Source organism: Variovorax sp. 01N425, from assembly GCF_056399465.1.
Genome location: NZ_JBFTRJ010000008.1, coordinates 293,094 through 309,394, shown reverse-complemented (window position 1 = coordinate 309,394; position 16,301 = coordinate 293,094). Strand labels below are relative to the sequence as shown.

At 68.9% G+C, this 16,301-nt stretch carries 15 protein-coding genes; 7 read left to right on the top strand and 8 right to left on the bottom strand.

The genetic code is table 11. The features are described from left to right. The first annotated feature begins 55 nt into the window (after nucleotides 1-55). The 5 genes from AC1DSC_RS16990 (at nucleotide 56) to AC1DSC_RS16970 (ending at nucleotide 5,700) form a co-directional block, all read left to right on the top strand. Nucleotides 56-1,561 (top strand): sensor domain-containing diguanylate cyclase, encoded by a 1,506-nt coding sequence (locus tag AC1DSC_RS16990; protein WP_230537800.1) that lies wholly within the window; start codon nucleotides 56-58, stop codon nucleotides 1,559-1,561. A 189-nt stretch (nucleotides 1,562-1,750) separates the two neighbouring features. Beyond that, nucleotides 1,751-3,088: an MFS transporter gene (locus AC1DSC_RS16985; protein WP_015865743.1), complete on the top strand. Its 1,338-nt coding sequence runs from the start codon at nucleotides 1,751-1,753 to the stop codon at nucleotides 3,086-3,088. Between the two features lie 44 nt (nucleotides 3,089-3,132). Continuing rightward, nucleotides 3,133-4,191 (top strand): aromatic ring-hydroxylating dioxygenase subunit alpha, encoded by a 1,059-nt coding sequence (locus tag AC1DSC_RS16980; RefSeq protein ID WP_015865744.1) that lies wholly within the window; start codon nucleotides 3,133-3,135, stop codon nucleotides 4,189-4,191. Further along, nucleotides 4,188-5,153, top strand: a complete 966-nt coding sequence (locus AC1DSC_RS16975; RefSeq protein ID WP_015865745.1) for a PDR/VanB family oxidoreductase — start codon at nucleotides 4,188-4,190, stop codon at nucleotides 5,151-5,153. The genes AC1DSC_RS16980 and AC1DSC_RS16975 overlap by 4 nt, the downstream gene beginning before the upstream one ends. 79 nt (nucleotides 5,154-5,232) lie before the next feature. After that, entirely contained in the window at nucleotides 5,233-5,700 is a 468-nt protein-coding gene (locus tag AC1DSC_RS16970) for a MarR family winged helix-turn-helix transcriptional regulator (RefSeq protein WP_015865746.1), read from the top strand. 22 nt (nucleotides 5,701-5,722) lie between these two features. Here the strand turns inward: AC1DSC_RS16970 and AC1DSC_RS16965 are convergent, their stop codons facing one another. The 8 genes from AC1DSC_RS16965 to AC1DSC_RS16930 form a co-directional block, all read right to left on the bottom strand. After that, nucleotides 5,723-6,502 (bottom strand): sulfite exporter TauE/SafE family protein, encoded by a 780-nt coding sequence (locus tag AC1DSC_RS16965; protein WP_015865747.1) that lies wholly within the window; start codon nucleotides 6,500-6,502, stop codon nucleotides 5,723-5,725. Between the two features lie 115 nt (nucleotides 6,503-6,617). Then, the gene (gene araD, locus AC1DSC_RS16960; protein WP_015865748.1) at nucleotides 6,618-8,381 is read right to left on the bottom strand and encodes an L-arabinonate dehydratase; all 1,764 of its coding nucleotides are present in this window, start codon (nucleotides 8,379-8,381) and stop codon (nucleotides 6,618-6,620) included. Between the two features lie 26 nt (nucleotides 8,382-8,407). Further along, nucleotides 8,408-9,226 carry an aldolase/citrate lyase family protein gene (locus AC1DSC_RS16955; protein ID WP_015865749.1) on the bottom strand — a complete coding sequence of 273 codons (819 nt, stop codon included), beginning with the start codon at nucleotides 9,224-9,226 and terminating at the stop codon, nucleotides 8,408-8,410. Nucleotides 9,227-9,246: 20 nt separating this feature from the next. Next, entirely contained in the window at nucleotides 9,247-10,230 is a 984-nt protein-coding gene (locus AC1DSC_RS16950) for a tripartite tricarboxylate transporter substrate binding protein (RefSeq protein ID WP_015865750.1), read from the bottom strand. A gap of 24 nt (nucleotides 10,231-10,254) precedes the next feature. Beyond that, complete coding sequence (locus AC1DSC_RS16945) at nucleotides 10,255-11,058, bottom strand: shikimate dehydrogenase family protein (protein WP_015865751.1); 804 nt, start codon at nucleotides 11,056-11,058, stop codon at nucleotides 10,255-10,257. 4 nt (nucleotides 11,059-11,062) lie between these two features. Next, on the bottom strand, nucleotides 11,063-11,899 hold the full coding sequence (locus tag AC1DSC_RS16940) for a carbohydrate ABC transporter permease (RefSeq protein ID WP_015865752.1): 837 nt from the start codon (nucleotides 11,897-11,899) through the stop codon (nucleotides 11,063-11,065). Beyond that, entirely contained in the window at nucleotides 11,896-12,798 is a 903-nt protein-coding gene (locus AC1DSC_RS16935) for a carbohydrate ABC transporter permease (RefSeq protein ID WP_015865753.1), read from the bottom strand. The genes AC1DSC_RS16940 and AC1DSC_RS16935 overlap by 4 nt, the downstream gene beginning before the upstream one ends. A 28-nt stretch (nucleotides 12,799-12,826) precedes the next feature. After that, nucleotides 12,827-14,194 carry an ABC transporter substrate-binding protein gene (locus tag AC1DSC_RS16930; protein WP_015865754.1) on the bottom strand — a complete coding sequence of 456 codons (1,368 nt, stop codon included), beginning with the start codon at nucleotides 14,192-14,194 and terminating at the stop codon, nucleotides 12,827-12,829. A 164-nt stretch (nucleotides 14,195-14,358) separates the two neighbouring features. Between AC1DSC_RS16930 and AC1DSC_RS16925 the strand changes: the two genes are divergently transcribed. Beyond that, nucleotides 14,359-15,123 carry an FCD domain-containing protein gene (locus AC1DSC_RS16925; protein WP_015865755.1) on the top strand — a complete coding sequence of 255 codons (765 nt, stop codon included), beginning with the start codon at nucleotides 14,359-14,361 and terminating at the stop codon, nucleotides 15,121-15,123. Nucleotides 15,124-15,154: 31 nt separating this feature from the next. Next, nucleotides 15,155-16,255, top strand: a complete 1,101-nt coding sequence (locus AC1DSC_RS16920) for an ABC transporter ATP-binding protein (protein ID WP_015865756.1) — start codon at nucleotides 15,155-15,157, stop codon at nucleotides 16,253-16,255. The last annotated feature ends 46 nt before the right edge of the window (nucleotides 16,256-16,301 follow it).

Here is a 16,301-nt window from a genome sequence, read left to right as displayed (position 1 = left end):
TTCCTTGCCCCGAAAGCGCGTAGTGATTCGCGGACCCTCCATCACCGCCCGGACCATGGCTTTCGTGGCCGTCGTCTGCCTCAGCCTGCTGGCGATCGACTTCTGGAACAGCTGGGAGGCGCGCACCGACCAGCTCCAGCAGATGAACGTGGCCACGTCGAACCTCTCGCGCGCCATGGCGCAGCAGGCCGACGACACGATCAAGAAGGCCGACACCGTGCTGGTCGGCATGGTCGAGCGCGTGGAGCACGACGGCACCGATCCATCCGACGTGGCGCGGCTTCGCCAGCTGCTGGCCCTGCGCGTTGCCGAGCTCCCCCAGCTCGACGGCCTGCACATCTACGACCAGGACGGCAACTGGATTGCGAACTCCCGCCCCACGCGGCCGGAGAACCTGAACAACGCGGACCGCGAGTACTTCGCCTTCCACCGCACGCACGCAGAGCGCGGACCGCACATCGGCATTCCGGTTCAAAGCCGTACCAGCGGCCGGCTGCTGGTGCCGGTTTCGCGGCGCATCAACCATGCGGACGGCAGCTTTGCCGGCGTGGCGCTCGCGACGATCCACGTCGACTTCTTCTCCAGGTTCTACGACAGCCTGGACATCGGCCAGGCCGGCGCCGTGGCGCTGGTGCTCGAGAACGGAACCATGATGACCCGGCGGCCCTACAGCCCCGACATGGTGGGACGGAACATGCTGGAGACCCAGCTCTTTCGCTCCTACGCCGCGCATGGGCCGGTCGGCACGGCCTACATCAAGTCGGCGCAGGACGGCGTGACACGGTTGAACAGCTTCCGGCGCCTGGACAACTACCCGCTGTTCGTTTCCGCGGCGCTGTCCAAGGACGAGATCCTGGCCAACTGGTGGCGCGACACGCTGTGGCATTCGGGCGGCGTCGTTCTGCTGAGCCTGATCGTCGGCTTCATCGGATGGCGCCTGGTGCGGCAGTTCCAGCTCCAGACCCGCACCGAGGCCGAGCTGCGGCAGGCGCGCGATGCGCTCGAAACGCTCAACAAGACCCTCAACACCCTGGCCATGGAAGACGGCCTGACCGGGCTCGCGAACCGCAGGCAGTTCGACGTGGCGCTGGACAGCGAATACAGCCGCGCCGCGCGCAACGCGAGCACGCTGGCGCTGATCATGATGGATGTGGATTGCTTCAAGCAATACAACGACATCTACGGCCATGCGGCGGGCGACGAGTGCCTGCAGACCATCGGCCGCACCATCGCGCGCGTCGCGTCGCGGCGCCCGGGAGATCTTGCGGCGCGCTATGGCGGAGAAGAGCTGGCGGTGCTGCTGCCGAACACCGACGTCGCGGGCGCCGTGATGCTGGCCGAACGCATCCGCAGCGCCGTGCGCGAGCTGAAGATCGAACATGCGGGCACCGCCGACGGATTCGTGACGCTGAGCGCCGGCGTGGATGCGCTCAGTCCCCAGGCCGGCATCGGCGGCCAGCCCAAGGAACTGATCCGGTCCGCGGACAAGGCGCTGTACGCCGCCAAGTCGGGCGGACGCAACCGCGTGTGCGCCTCGACCGGACAGCCGCTGGCGGCGTGACGCGGGTCTGAGCCTCAGCCCGCCTTCCCTCGGCTTCGAAGAAGCCTTCCGCGGCTCTACGCAGGGTAAACCCCAGTACTTGGCCCCTTGATTCCACCCGCGATGGTTCAGTACACTGATTGTCGTTCAGTGTACTGAATCCAGGAGCGCCGGCAATGTACTTGGCTGCCCTGCACAAGGAGACAAAATTTGACCCACGATCTACGCAAGACCTTCGATGAAGGCCCCATGAGCCGCTTCCAGTGGAGCGCGATCACGATCTGCATCACGCTGATCATGCTCGACGGCTTCGACGTGCTGGTCATGGCCTTCACCGCGGCCAGCGTGTCGGCCGAGTGGAAGCTCAGCGGCGCGCAGCTCGGCGTGCTGTTCAGTGCCGGCCTGTTCGGCATGGCTGCCGGCTCGCTGTTCCTCGCGCCGCTGGCCGATCGCTTCGGACGGCAAACCGTCATCCTGCTGTGCCTGGTGGTGATCGCGCTCGGCATGGGGCTGTCGGCGCTGTCCCAGAGCAGCACGCAGCTGGCGGCGCTGCGCGCGCTCACCGGCCTGGGCATCGGCGGCATGCTGGCCAGCGTGGGCGTCATCACCTCCGAATACGCCTCGAACAAATGGCGCAGCACCGCGGTGGCCCTGCAGGCGACCGGCTATCCGATCGGCGCGACCATCGGCGGCAGCATTGCCGCGGTGCTGCTGGAGCACTACGGCTGGCGTTCGGTCTTCGTCTTCGGCGGCCTGGCCACGGCGCTGATGATTCCGCTGGTGCTGTGGCGCCTTCCCGAATCGGTCGACTTCCTCGTCTCCAGGCGCCCCGCCGGCGCGCTGCGCAAGCTCAACGCGCTGCTGCGCCAGATGAAGCGCCCCGAACTGGCCGAACTCCCGCCGCTGCCGCCGGCCGGCGAGCGCTCCGCCTCCACGGTGGCGAGCCTGTTCAACGCAGGCCTGGCGCGCTCGACGCTGCTGCTGTGGGCCGCGTTCTTCCTCTTGATGTTCGGCTTCTACTTTGCGCTCAGCTGGACGCCGAAGCTGCTGGTCTCGGCGGGGCTGTCGGCGCGCGAGGGCATCACCGGCGGCGTGCTGCTGAACATCGGCGGCATCGTCGGCGGCAGCCTGTTCGGGCTGCTCGTCGCGCGGCTGGACCTGGGGCGCCTGACGGCCGCCAGCCTCGTCATCACGGCGCTGGCCATGGCGGCATTCGGCGCGGCCACCGGGCACCTGGGCGCGTCGTTCGCGATCGCCTTCCTGATCGGCGGATTCATCTTCGGCTCGATGGCCGGGCTCTATGCGTTCGCACCGGTGATCTACCCGGCCGCCGTGCGCACGACCGGCATGGGATGGGCGATCGGCATCGGCCGCATCGGCGCCATCCTCGCGCCGCTCATCGCCGGGATGCTGCTCGACCGCGGCTGGCAGCCGCCGCATCTCTACTACGCCTACGCGCTGCCGCTGGTGGCGGCGATGGCGGCCGTGCTCGCGCTGCGCCGCAGCGCCAAGGCACAGCCGGCCGGCCGCGTGGCCAGCGCCCATTGAACGCCCCTTCTCCTCCCAACCCAGCCATCCAAAAGGAAAGCCATATGTTCCCGAAAAACACCTGGTACGTGGCCTGCACAGGCAACGAGATCGACGACAAGCCCCTGGGCCGCAAGATCTGTGGCGAGAACCTGGTGCTCTACCGCGCAGCGGAAGGCAAGGCCACGGCGCTGGAAGACTTCTGCCCGCACCGCGGCGCGCCGCTGTCGCTGGGCCGCGTGGTCGAGGGCAAGCTGGTGTGCGGCTACCACGGGCTGGAGATGGGCTGCGACGGCAAGACCGTCGCCATGCCCGGGCAGCGCGTGCGCGGCTTTCCGCCGATCCGCTCCTTCCCGGTGATCGAGCGCTACGGCTTCGTCTGGATCTGGCCCGGCGACCCTGCGCTGGCCGACCCGGCCAAGCTGCATCACCTCGAATGGGCCGAAAGCCCCGACTGGGCCTACGGCGGCGGCCTGTTCCACATCCAGTGCGACTACCGCCTGATGATCGACAACCTGATGGACCTGACGCACGAGACCTACGTGCACTCGACCAGCATCGGCCAGAAGGAAATCGACGAGACGCCCACCACCACCAAGACCGAGGGCGACCAGGTCACCACCAGCCGCTTCATGGAGAACATCTCGGCGCCGCCCTTCTGGCGCATGGCGCTGCGCGGCAACCACCTGGCCGACGACGTGCCGGTCGACCGCTGGCAGATCTGCCGCTTCACGCCGCCCAGCCACGTGCTGATCGAAGTGGGCGTCGCCCACGCCGGCAAGGGCGGCTACGACGCCGATCCGGCGCACAAGGTGTCGAGCATCGTGGTGGACTTCATCACGCCCGAGACCGAGACCTCGCACTGGTACTTCTGGGGCATGGCGCGCAACTTCCAGCCGCACGACAAGGCGCTGACCGCATCGATCCGCGAAGGCCAGGGCAAGATCTTCAGCGAAGACCTGGAGATGCTCGAATCCCAGCAGCGCAACCTGCTCGCGCATCCGAACCGCTCGCTGCTGAAGCTCAACATCGACTCGGGCGGCGTGCAGTCGCGCCGCGTGCTGGAGCGCCTGATCGCGCAGGAAGGCCAGGCCCCGGCGACGGCTCCGGCAGGTGCGGCATGAACGCCTCCGAACTGAACGTGCGCGTCGCCCGCAAGCATGCGGAGGCGCTGGACATCTGCACCTTCGAGCTGGTGCACGCCGAGGGGCAGGCCCTGCCGGCGTTCTCGGCCGGCTCGCACATCGACGTGCACCTGCCAAACGGCCTTACGCGCCAGTACTCGCTGTGCAACGATCCGCAGGAGAGCCACCGCTACCTGATCGGCGTGCTGCGCGATCCTGCATCGCGCGGCGGCTCGCAGGCGATGCACGAGCTGGTGCAGGAAGGCAGCCTGCTGCGCATCAGCGCACCGAAGAACCACTTTCCGCTGGCCCACGCGGCCACCCGCAGCGTGCTGATCGCAGGCGGCATCGGCGTGACGCCGATCCTGTGCATGGCCGAGCGGCTGGCACTGAGCGCAGCGCCGTTCGAGATGCACTACTGCACGCGCTCGCGCGAGCGCACCGCCTTTGCCGGGCGCATCGCGCAGTCCGCGTTCGCATCGCAGGTGCAGTTTCACTTCGACGACGGGGACGCGGCGCAGAAGCTGTCGCTGCCGGCGGCAATCGGCACGCCGCAGCCCGGCGTGCACCTGTATGTCTGCGGCCCCAAGGGCTTCATGGACTGGGTGCTGGATGGCGCGCGCACCGCCGGCTGGCCGGCCGAGCAGCTGCACTACGAGTTCTTCTCGGCCGAGATCGCCGCGTCGGACACCGATGCGGAATTCCAGGTCAAGCTCGCAAGCTCGGGGCGCATCGTCACGGTGCCCAAGGATTGCACGGTGGTGCAGGCGCTTGCCGCGGCGGGCGTCGAGGTGGCGACCTCCTGCGAACAGGGCGTGTGCGGCACCTGCCTCACGCGCGTGCTCGAAGGCGAGCCGGACCACAAGGACATGTACCTGTCGCCCGAAGAACAGGCGGCCAACGACCAGTTCACTCCCTGCTGCTCGCGCTCGCGCTCGCCGATGCTGGTGCTCGACCTGTAGGGGCCGGCGCGTCGCAGCGGCGCCATAGAATTGCAGGCTCCGTCCTTACCGCCGGGACCCGATTCAGGTTTCGACATCCATGCCCAGCCCCACTTCCGACGCCGCCGAGATCGACATCAATGACCAGCCCGGACACCTGATCCGCCGGGCCCACCAGATCGCGGTGTCGGTGTTCCACGAGAAGCTGGGGCGCGACATCACACCGGTCCAGTACGCGATCCTGCGCACCCTGCAGAAGAAGCCGGGCATCGACCAGGTCACGCTGGCCCAGCAGGTGGCGCTCGACACCTCCACCGCCGCCGACATTGCCGCGCGGCTGGAGACCAAGGGATGGATCACGCGCCAGGTGCTCGCGCGCGGCCAGCGCGAACTGCGCCTCACGGCCGAGGGCACCGGGCTGCTCGCGCAGACGGTGCCGGCCATGGCCGAGATGCAGGATGCGCTCTTCAGCACCATGAGCGAGCAGGAGCGCCGCGATTTCATGAAGCTGCTCGCCAAGTTCGTCACGGCCAACAACGACAGAAGCCGCGCGCCGATGCGCGCGTGAGGCAAGGAGCGGGCGGGCCCGCTCAGCCCTGCGCAATCGCCAGCCACGCGCTCGCGACCAGCGTCGAACCCGCCGCGGCCAGCAGGCCGCCCACCAGCCATTGGAGGGTGCGCGGCTGCAGCTTGTTGGGCAGCCGGTGGTGCAACCGCGTCACGCCGTAGACCACCGGCATTGCGCAGGCGGCCAACAGCGCCGCGCGCCACGAGAAGTGCCCCGTGGGCAGCACGATCACCAGCCGCACCAGCGAATTGAACGCGAACATCAGCAGCAGCGCGCGGCGCACCAGTTCGCGCTCCAGCGGCTGGCGGTACATGTGAAAGACGATGGGCGGCCCCGAGCTCGAGAACAGCCCGCCCAGCACGCCCGAGAGCCCGCCGATGACGGCAAAGCTCGTGCGGCCCGACACCGCGGGCTGCGGCCGGCCCTGCAGCACCAGCAGCAGCGCGCAGCCCAGGATCGACATGCCCAGCAGGCCGCGCAGCCAGTTCACCGCGCCGCCGCTGAGCCAGGTGAGCAGCATGAGCCCCGCGATCACGCCCACGGTGCTGCCGTTGAGCGCCGGCTTCATCAGCCGCCACGGCACCACGCCGGGCCGCGCGCGGAAATAGGTCCATGCATTGATCAGGCTCAGCACCGTGGCGGCGTTGGCCGTGTCGCCCACGCTGGCGACGTGGAACACCGACACCAGGCCGAGCAGGATGAGGCTGAATGCGAACCCCGTGAGGTTCTGCGCATAAGTGGCCAGCGCCACGCAGGCCATGAAGACCAGCACGGGGCCGGCTTCGGAAAGAATCGCTTGCACCGGAAAAGAAAATCGTCGAGAGGCCGCGTCGGGCCCGAATGTCGCGGGCCGTATTGTCCCCGAACGGCCGGTGGCCGATTCCGCTGCGCCGCGCGCAAGGCGCGGGGCGCTTTTTTCAGTAGATCGGCGGCTCGGGCGTGGGCGCGTTGCCGGCCAGGCTCGCGAAGTCGCAGCCCAGGTGCGCCTGCGTCACTTCGTGCTGGAAGATCTTCGTGTAGCCGCGCGCGTAGGCCGGCGCGGGCGGCGTCCACTCTTTGCGGCGCTCGGCCAACTCTTCGTCGGACACCAGCATGTCGAGGCGGCGCTCGCCGATGTCCAGGCGGATCGTGTCGCCGGTCTTGAGCAGCGCCAGCGGACCGCCGATGGCCGACTCGGGCGACACATGCAGCACGCAGGTGCCGTAGTGCGTGCCGCTCATGCGCGAATCGGAAATGCGCAGCATGTCGCGCACACCCTGCCGCAGCAGCTTCTTGGGAATCGGCAGGTTGCCCCACTCGGGCATGCCGGGGCCGCCGACCGGGCCGCCGTTGCGCAGCACCAGCACGGTCGACGCGTCGCAGTCGAGTTCTTCGTCGGCCATGGCCGCGAGCATCTCGGCGTTCGAGTCGAACACCAGCGCGCGCCCGGTGTGGCGCAGCAGCTCGGGCGTGGCGGCCGAAGGCTTGATGACCGCGCCGTCGGGGCACAGGTTGCCGCGCAGCACGGCCAGCGCAATGCCGGCCTCGGGGCACTCGGGCGTGCCCTGCTTGAGCGGCGAGGCCGGGTCGAGGATGGTGCCGTCGTCCTCCGCGGGCCAGCCCGCGATGTCCTCGCCGAGCGTGCGGCCGGTGACGGTGCGCGCCGACAGGTCCAGGTGCGCCGCGATCCTGTTGAGCACCGCCGGCAGGCCACCGGCGTAGTGGAAGTCTTCCATCAGCTTCTCGCCCGACGGATAGAGGTTGGCGATGACGGGCACGCGCCGCGCGATCGCGTCGAGCTCGTCGATGTTCAGCTCGATGCCTGCGCGCCCCGCCATCGCGGGCAGGTGCACCGCTGCGTTGGTCGAGCCGCCGAGCGCCATGTAGGCGGCCACGGCGTTGAGGAACGAGGCTTTGGTAACGATGCGCGAGGGCTTCAGGTCTTCCCACACCATCGAGACGATGCGCTCGCCGCAGCGCCATGCCATGCGGCTGTGCTCGGAGTCGACGGCCGGGATGCTCATCGCGCCGGGCAGCGACAGGCCCATGGCCTCGGCAATGGCGGTCATGGTGCTGGCCGTGCCCATGGTGTTGCAGGTGCCGGGCGTGCGCGTCATGCGCGCTTCGAGGTGGATCCATTCGGCCTCGTCGATGTTGCCGATGGTGCGTTCGGCCCAGAACTTCTTGGTGTGGGTGCCCGCGCCCACGGCCTGGCCCTTGTAGCGGTCATTCATCATCGGGCCGGCGGGCAGGAAGATGGCGGGGATGTCCATCGACAGCGCGCCCATGACCAGGCCGGGCGTGGTCTTGTCGCAGCCGCCCATCAGCACCACGCCGTCGATCGGCAGGCTGCGCAGCAGCTCCTCGCATTCGATGGCCAGCAGGTTGCGGTAGATCATGGTCGTGGGCTTGACCATCACTTCGCCCAGGCTCAGCGCGGGCAGCTCGAGCGGATAACCGCCGGCCTGCAGCACACCGCGCTTGACGGACTCGGCGCGCTCGCGCAGGTGCGCGTGGCACGGCGAGAGCTCGCTCCAGGTGTTGACGATGCCGATGACCGGCCGGCCCATGAACTCCTCGCGCGCGAGCCCCTGCTGCTGCATGCGCTGGCGGTGCGCGAAGCCGCGGATGTCGTCGCTCGCGAACCAGCGCTGGCTGCGCAGTTCCTGCAGGGTCTTGGGGCGGGCGGCTTCTGTGGACATGCGGTGTGTTCTCTGGATCTCTGGGTTCAATAGGTGGCGGGGGCCGGCGCCGAGGCGGGGGCGGCGGGTGCGCCGCGCTGCTTGAAACGCGCGGCGATGTCGTCGGCGCTCTTGCGCAGCAGCAGCTGGTCGTTGGCCACCGCCACGAAGAGCGCGCCAAGGTCGAGCAGCTCGCGCGCGCGCGGCTCGTCGTTCATGAGGATGCCGGGCGCCTTGCCGCAGGCGAGGATGCGCGCGATGGCGCGGTCGATGGCGGCGCGCACCGTGGGGTGGTTGACCTGGCCGGCCACGCCCATGCTGGCCGACAGGTCGCCGGGGCCGATGAAGACGCCGTCCACACCGTCGACGTTTGCGATGTCCTCCAGGTGCTCGAGCGCTTCCACGGTCTCCACCTGCACCAGCACGCAGATCTCGCTGGAGGCCTCGGCCACGTACCTGGTGTCGCGGCCGAAGCGGGTGGCGCGCACCGTGCCGCCCATGCCGCGGATGCCGTTCGGCGGATAGCGCGTGGCGGCCACGGCGGCCTCGGCCTCGGCGCGGTTCTGCACGAAGGGCAGCAGCAGCGTCTGCGCGCCGATGTCCAGGTACTGCTTGATCAGCACCGGGTCGTTCCAGGGCGGGCGCACCACGGCCGAGGTGGGCCGATCGCGCTCGGCCTGCACCGCCTGCAGCTGGCGCAGCATGGTGGTCGGATCGCCGGGCGTGTGCTCGGCATCGAGCAGCATCCAGTCGAAGCCGGCGCCCGCGAGCAGCTCGGAGATGTAGGGGTCGGGCAGCGTCGACCAGAGGCCGATCTGCGGGATCTTCGCCGCGAGGGCGTGCTTGAAGGTGTTGCGCGAGGGCATGGGTTCGGTCCTTTGCGGGGTCAATCGATCTTCACGTTGCCGGCCTTGATGACCTCGCCCATCGAGGCGTGGTCGGCCTTCAGGCGTTCGGCGAACGCCTGTGGCGTCGATGAGAGTACATCGAAGCCCTGCTCTTCCAGCGGCTTGCGGAACGCGGGCTCCTTCAGGATCGCAACCATCTCCTTGTGCAGCCGCTCGACCACCGGCGCGGGCGTGCCGCTGCGCACCAGCATGCCGCTCCATGCGAGCTGCACCACGCCGGGCGCGCCGGCCTCGGCCATGGTCGGCACGTTGGGCAGCAGCTTCGAGCGCTGCGTGTCGGCCACGGCCAGCACGCGCACGCGGCCGCCCTTCTCCTGGCCCAGCACGGCCGAGAGGTTGTGGAACATCATCGGGATCTGCCCGCCCATCACGTCGTTGAGCGCGGCGGGGCCGCCCTTGTAGGGCACGTGGATCAGCCGGGTGCCCGTCTTCGCCTCGAACTGCAGCCCCGTGAGGTGCATGGTGTTGCCGTTGCCGGCCGAGCCGAAGCTCAGCGTGCCAGGCTCTTTCTTGGCGGCCGCCACCACGTCGGCCACGGTCTTGTAGGGCGTGCCCGCGCCCACCACCAGCACGTTGGGCGTCTGGTTGGTGAGCGTGATCGGCTGGAAGTCCTTCAGCGCGTCGAAGCCCGTGGCCTTGTAGAGGTGCGGGTTCACGGCCAGCGTGCTGACCGAGCCGAAGAAGATGGTGTAGCCGTCGGCCGGCTGGTTGCGCGCCACGTAGGCGGCCGCGATGTTGCCGTTGGCGCCCGGCCGGTTGTCGATGACCACCGGCTGGCCCAGCCGCTGCGACAGCGCCTGGCCGAAGGGCCGCGCGAACTGGTCGGCCGCGCCGCCCGCGGGCTGCGGCACGACCAGCACGATGGGCTTGTGCGGATAGTCGGCCTTGGGCTGCGCCAGCGAGGATGCGGCGGCGAGCGCCATGGCCGACAGGGCCATCGCGGCCCTTGCGAATTTCTTCATGGGGTCTCCTGGATCAAGTGTTGTTCATGCGGCGGCGCCGCGCCAGAAAGCGATCTGCGCGGCGACCTGGTGGTCGATCATGGGTTTGCCGCCGACCACCCGCAGCCCGCGCGCGGCGCAGGCGGCCATGAGCTCGGTGTCGCGCGCGGCGATGATGTCGAACAGCGCCGCATCGGCCGGCAGCTGCGCCGGGTCGAAGGGCATCGGGTCGCCCGCATGCAGGCCGACCGAGGTGGCGTTGATGGCGAGGCCGGCGCGCCCCAGGCTGCCGGCGCTGGTGTCGGCATGGATGTCCGGATACGCCTTGCGCAATTCGGTGCACAGCTGCTGCGCGCGCTCGGCTTCGCGATTGACGACGTGCAGCTCGCGCAGGCCGACCGCGGCCAGCGCGAAGGCAATGGCGGTGCCCGCACCGCCCGCGCCCACCAGCACCACCGGCCGATCGGTGCGCAGCACGCCGTGTGCGCGTGCGGCATCGACAAAGCCCACGCCATCGAAGCTCTCGCCCGACCATTGGCCATCGGCATCGATGCGCATGGTGTTGACCACGCCGGTGCGCCGCGCCTCGGGGCCGAGGCGCGCGCACAGCGCATGCGCCGCGGCCTTGTGCGGGATCGTGAGGTTCAGGCCCTGCAGGTTGGCCACGCGCGCGAGCTGCGCCACGGTGGCTGCGAAGTCGCCGGGATGCACGCCCATCGGCACCAGGCACCAGTCGAGGCCGGCGGCGGCGAAGGCCGGGTTGTAGATGCGCGGCGCGCGCACGTGGTCGACCGGGTGCGCGAGGATCGGCACGAGGCGCGTCGCGCCGCTGGGGTTTGCGGGGACCATTGCCTCAGCCCTTCACCGCGCCGGCCGTGAGGCCGCTGACCAGGTAGCGCCGCACCAGCATCGAGAACACCAGCACGGGCGCCATCACCAGCGAGCCGCCGGCAGCGATCTTGCCCCACTCCCAGCCTTCGTAGTTCATGAAGTTGACCACCGCGACCGGCGCGGTGCGCGCATCGGTGCGCGTGAGGATCAGCGCGAAGAAGAAGTCGTTCCAGGCGTAGAGAAAGCACAGGATCGCGGTGGCCGCGATGCCGGCGGCCGCCATCGGCATCACGATCTCCATGAACACGGTGGCGTAGCCCGCGCCGTCCATCAGCGCCGCCTCTTCGAGCGAAGCCGGCACCGCGTCGAAGAAGGGCTGCATCATCCAGATCACCAGCGGCAGGTTGAAGGTCATGTAGATGAGGATCAGGCCGGTGCGGGTGTCGAGCAGGCCGAGATACCGATACGCCAGGAAGAACGGGATCGTGAAGGCGATCGGCGGCGCCATGCGCGTCAGCAGGATGCCCAGGCCGAGACCGAAGCGCCCGCGCCCGGTCCAGCGCGAGAGTGCATAGGCCGCCGGAATGCCGAACACCAGCGCGAGCAGCGTCGACACGATGCTCGTGACCAGGCTGTTGGCGAAGGACTCCGGAAAGCCGGCCTGCCAGAGCCCCACGTAGTGCTCCAGCGTGGGCATGAAGAAGACCCGCGGCGGAAACTCGAGGATCAGCGGCGTCGGCTTGAACGACATCTGCAGCAGCCACAGGAACGGCAGCAGCATCGCGAACAGGACGAGCGGCACGGCCCAGCGCGCGAGCGGCCAGCGCCGGCGCAGCGACGCCATTCGATTGGTGCTCATTCCGCACCTCCCGCATTGCGGCTCACGCGCATCGCACCCCAGCTGATCAGCACGGTGGCCGCGAGCAGCACGACGGTGATCGCGCTCGAATAGCCGAGCTCGCCGAAGTTGAACGCCACGAGGTAGGCGTAGTAGTTGGTCACCTCCGTCACCGAACCCGGCCCGCCGCCGGTCAAGAGGAAGATCAGCGGAAAGGCCTTGATGCTGTCGATGAGGCGGAACAGGGTGCACACCAGCAGCACCGGTGCGATGTACGGCAGCACGATGTGGCCGAACACGCGCCAGGCATCGGCGCCGTCCATGCGGGCGGCCTCGACGTATTCGGCCGGCAGCGTCTGCAAGGCGGCCAGCACCATCAGGAAGGTGAACGGTGCCCACTCCCAGGTGTCGGCGATGACGATGGACCACAGCGCGAAGTCGACGTGCGTGGTGAGCGCCGGCAGTGTCACGCCGAGCATGCGGGCGGCCTGGTAGATCGGACTGATGTCGGGCGTGTAGACCAGCTTCCAGATCACTGCGACAACGATCGGCGGCAGCACCATCGGAATCACGAACAGGTGGCGCAGCGATTTCCAGCGCTCCTGCCCCGAATGCACGAGCAGCGCGAGCCCCGTGCCCAGCAGCACCTGCAGCACGACCGTGTAGACCGAAAGGCGCGCCTGCACGCCCAGCGAGCCGACGAAGCGCTCGTCGCTGCCCAGCAGCCTGTAGTTGCGCAGCGGCTCCGAGAAGTCGCCCAGCGAGCCCGGGTTCACCAGCGCCCCGGGCGTGAGGCTCGTGACCAGCAGGAAGACGGTGGGCAGCCCCGCCACCACCAGCAGGAACAGCAGGCTCGGCGCCATCGCCATGCGCACGAAGCGGCTCCGCTGCGCCTCGTAGGAGGCCCCTTTTGCGCTCATTGCTGCACCCTTGGCGCTGCTGCTGCGCTCATACCTTGGCTCCGGCGCGCCGCAGGCTGCCGAGCGCGGCCTCCTGCGCCGTCTTCATGGCATCCGCGGCCGGCGCCTGGCCCGAGACCACGCGCTCCACGGCCTTGTTCAGCACGTCGCCCACCAGCGGGAACTCCTTGACCGTGCGGTACGCCATGTAGTTGCGCGTCTTGCCGGGCTGCTCGAGCACTTCGAGGTAGAGCTTGCCGATGTCCTGGCCGTTGATGGTGTTGATGCGCTTGTACTCGGCGCTTTCGATCACCGAGCGCCGGCAGATCGACGGATGCCCGGTGTCCTTCACGATGCGCGCGGTGAGCTCGGGGCTCAGCGCCCATTTGATGAACTCCCAGGCCGCTTCCTTGTTCTTCGCGTTCTTCGGAATGCCCAGCCCCTGGCTGTTGGCGGCGGGAAAGTCGCCCTTCGGCCCGGCTGGCATGCGCACCACGCGCGCGGTGTCCTTCACCTTGCTCTCCGGCGAGCTCAGCATTGCCGTGACCCAGGAACTCGAATGGATGAAGATGTTCGAGCGGCCGCCGATCAGCGCGGCGCGCGCCTGATCCTCGGTGTAGCCGAGCACGCCCTGCGGGCTGTACTTGGACAGCAGCGTCGAATAGAAGCCCGCCGCCTGCACCGCCGCGGCCGAGTCGAGCGTGGGCTTGATGTCCGCGGGCGGATTCGCGAACAGGTCGCCGCCGAAGCCGTGGATGTACGGCGGCAGGAACCAGTGGTGCAGGTTGGAGCTCACGAAGCCCGTCACGCCGTCCTGGCCGTGCACCGCCTCGCAGACCTTCATCAGCTCGTCGAAGGTCTGCGGCGCCTCGACCCCGCGCTTCTTCATCAGGTCGGTGCGGCTCATGCCCATGAGCATCGCGCCGCCTTCCCATGCGAAACCGTAGGCCTTGCCGGCCTTGTCGAGGTACGGCAGCTGCGCGCCCTTGACGAAGTCGTCCGGGTTCCAACTGGCGGGAGTGAGCTTGCGGTCGGCTGCGAAGTCGCTCAGGTTGGCAAGCAGGCCGGCCGCGACCCAGCGCGCGGCAAGGATGAAGGTGACGTTGCAGAAGTCCCAGGCGCTGCCGCCCGAGGACAGCTCCAGGTCGGCCTGCTGGTTGTAGACCGGGAAAGCCGACAGCTGGAGGTCGACCGTCATGCCGGTCTGCTGCTCGAACTCCGGGATGTACTTGCGCAGGATGTTGAAGAAGCCGTGCTGGTACGCCGCGCCGCGCAGCTTGAGGCCGGCAAAGGGCTTGGCCTGCGCGATGGCGGGAAAGGCCAGCGCGCTGCCGGCGCCGGCCACCGCCGTGGCGGCCGCGGCCTTGATCAACCGGCGGCGCTGCGTGTCGACGGCGGGGGATTGCAGGAGGCTCATGCTTGTCTCTCTTTCGATCAGAATCACGCGGCGCAACGAGGGCGGCCGGCATGTTCAACTTGCTCGTGGAAGCGAATATGACAGACAAATAAGATTCCAAAGATCATGGAAAACCCGAAATTCCCTGCGCCACTCATCCATATAATCTCATTCCATCAATAAATATGTCAGACCATAAAACCAAAACGCCGAAGAAACCCGCCGCCCCGGAGACGCCTGCCCGGCGCGGTCCGCTGGCCGTGACGGAGGCGCTCGCGCGGCGCGTGATCGGCGGCGAATGGGATGACGAATCGACACTGCCGACCGAGGTCGAACTGGCCGAGCAACTGGGCGTGGCCCGCACCTCCGTGCGCGAGGCGCTCACGCGGCTGAAGGCCAAGGGCCTGCTCGCGTCGCGCCAGAAGGCCGGCACGCGGGTGCTGCCGCGCATGCAATGGAACATGCTCGACGAGGACGTGCTGCGCTGGACCTGGTCGGGCCACGACCGCGCGCAGATGGCGCAGCACCTGATGCAGCTGCGGCGCATCGTCGAGCCGGCCGCCTGCGAGATTGCGGCCGCTTCGGCGCCCGACGCGGCCATTGCCGCGATCGAGCGCGCCTACCGCCTGATGGATGCCGCCGGCATGGACCCGGTGGCCTATGCCGGGCCGGACCTGAGCTTTCACCAGGCGATCCTCAGCGCCACCGGCAATCCGTTCCTGGTGGCCTTCGGCGCCACCATCGAGGCGGCGCTGCGCATGTCCTTCGAGCTGTCGACGCGCCAGCCGGGCGCGCCACGCAAGAGCCTGCCGATGCACCGCGCGGTGCTCGACCAGATCTGGGCCCGCAAGCCGGCCGCGGCGCGCAAGGCCATGGAAGAGCTGCTCGGCCTCACCGAATCGAACATCCAGCGCGGGGTCGCCAGGTCGGGCGCCACGCCGCCGGCCTGACCTCCTCCTTATCAGCAAGCAACCCACCACCATGGCAGAGATCCAACTCCAATCCATCAGCAAGCGCTTCGGCGATGTCGAGGTGATCCCCGGCATCGATCTCACCATGCCCGACGGCCAGGTCACGGTGCTGCTCGGGCCTTCGGGCTGCGGCAAGTCGACCTTGCTGCGCATGATCGCGGGGCTGGAGACGCCGAGCGGCGGCCAGGTGCTGGTCGGCGGCCGCGTGGTGAACGATGTGCCGCCCGCCGAGCGCGGCTGCGCGCTGGTGTTCCAGAACTACGCGCTCTATCCGCACAAGACGGTGCGGCAGAACCTCGCCTTTCCGTTGCGCATGGCCAAGGCCACGGCCGCCGAGCAGGAGCGCAGCGTGGACGAGATCGCGCACAAGCTCGAGCTCACGCCGCTCCTGGAGCGCTATCCGCGCCAGCTCTCGGGCGGCCAGCGCCAGCGCGTGGCGATGGGCCGCGCGATGATCCGCAAGCCCGAGGTGTTCCTCTACGACGAGCCGCTGTCGAACCTCGACCTCGAGCTGCGCGTGAAGCTGCGCCTGGAGATCGCGCGCATGCAGCGCACGCTGAAGGCCACCGCCGTCTACGTGACGCATGACCAGACCGAGGCCATGACGCTGGCCGACCAGATCGTGGTGCTGCGCAAGGGCCGCATCGAGCAGGTGGGCTCGCCGCTCGCGCTGTACCGCTCGCCCGCCAACCTGTTCGTGGCCGGCTTCATCGGCACGCCGCGCATGAACTTCTTCAAGATCGATGCCGCGCAGGCCGACGCGAACGGCACGCGGCTGCGGCTCGGCGATGCCCGCGTGCAGATCCCGCGCCACGTGCCGGGCCAGCCCGTCATGCTGGGCTTTCGCGCCGAGCAGGCCCGCATCGGCGAACCTGCGCCCGGCGAAGTGCTGCTCGAACTGCAGGGCTGCGAAACGCTGGCGATCGAGCAGCTGGGCGATCGCGCGTACTGCTATCTGCGCTCGTCGCTTGGCGAGTTGGTGCTCATGGCGCCCGATGCTGCGGCGGACCTCTCGGGCACCCTGCGCCTGGCCATCGCGCCGGCCTCGCTTCATTTCTTCGATACCGAGGGTATGGCCTTGGGCAGCGAGGAGCGGCGGCTGGCGGCTTGAAGGTTTCGGGTGAATGCGGGGGGCGCGGCAGACGGTTGGGTGCGGG

What these genes read in the sequence shown, in the direction of transcription:
- AC1DSC_RS16990 (WP_230537800.1), top strand. Translation starts at nt 56, where the DNA reads ATGGCTTTCGTGGCCGTCGTCTGCCTCAGCCTGCTGGCGATCGACTTC.
- AC1DSC_RS16980 (WP_015865744.1), top strand. Translation starts at nt 3,133, where the DNA reads ATGTTCCCGAAAAACACCTGGTACGTGGCCTGCACAGGCAACGAGATC.
- AC1DSC_RS16975 (WP_015865745.1), top strand. Translation starts at nt 4,188, where the DNA reads ATGAACGCCTCCGAACTGAACGTGCGCGTCGCCCGCAAGCATGCGGAG.
- AC1DSC_RS16970 (WP_015865746.1), top strand. Translation starts at nt 5,233, where the DNA reads ATGCCCAGCCCCACTTCCGACGCCGCCGAGATCGACATCAATGACCAG.
- araD (WP_015865748.1), bottom strand. Translation starts at nt 8,381, where the DNA reads ATGTCCACAGAAGCCGCCCGCCCCAAGACCCTGCAGGAACTGCGCAGC.
- AC1DSC_RS16955 (WP_015865749.1), bottom strand. Translation starts at nt 9,226, where the DNA reads ATGCCCTCGCGCAACACCTTCAAGCACGCCCTCGCGGCGAAGATCCCG.
- AC1DSC_RS16950 (WP_015865750.1), bottom strand. Translation starts at nt 10,230, where the DNA reads ATGAAGAAATTCGCAAGGGCCGCGATGGCCCTGTCGGCCATGGCGCTC.
- AC1DSC_RS16945 (WP_015865751.1), bottom strand. Translation starts at nt 11,058, where the DNA reads ATGGTCCCCGCAAACCCCAGCGGCGCGACGCGCCTCGTGCCGATCCTC.
- AC1DSC_RS16940 (WP_015865752.1), bottom strand. Translation starts at nt 11,899, where the DNA reads ATGAGCACCAATCGAATGGCGTCGCTGCGCCGGCGCTGGCCGCTCGCG.
- AC1DSC_RS16935 (WP_015865753.1), bottom strand. Translation starts at nt 12,798, where the DNA reads ATGAGCGCAAAAGGGGCCTCCTACGAGGCGCAGCGGAGCCGCTTCGTG.
- AC1DSC_RS16930 (WP_015865754.1), bottom strand. Translation starts at nt 14,194, where the DNA reads ATGAGCCTCCTGCAATCCCCCGCCGTCGACACGCAGCGCCGCCGGTTG.
- AC1DSC_RS16925 (WP_015865755.1), top strand. Translation starts at nt 14,359, where the DNA reads ATGTCAGACCATAAAACCAAAACGCCGAAGAAACCCGCCGCCCCGGAG.
- AC1DSC_RS16920 (WP_015865756.1), top strand. Translation starts at nt 15,155, where the DNA reads ATGGCAGAGATCCAACTCCAATCCATCAGCAAGCGCTTCGGCGATGTC.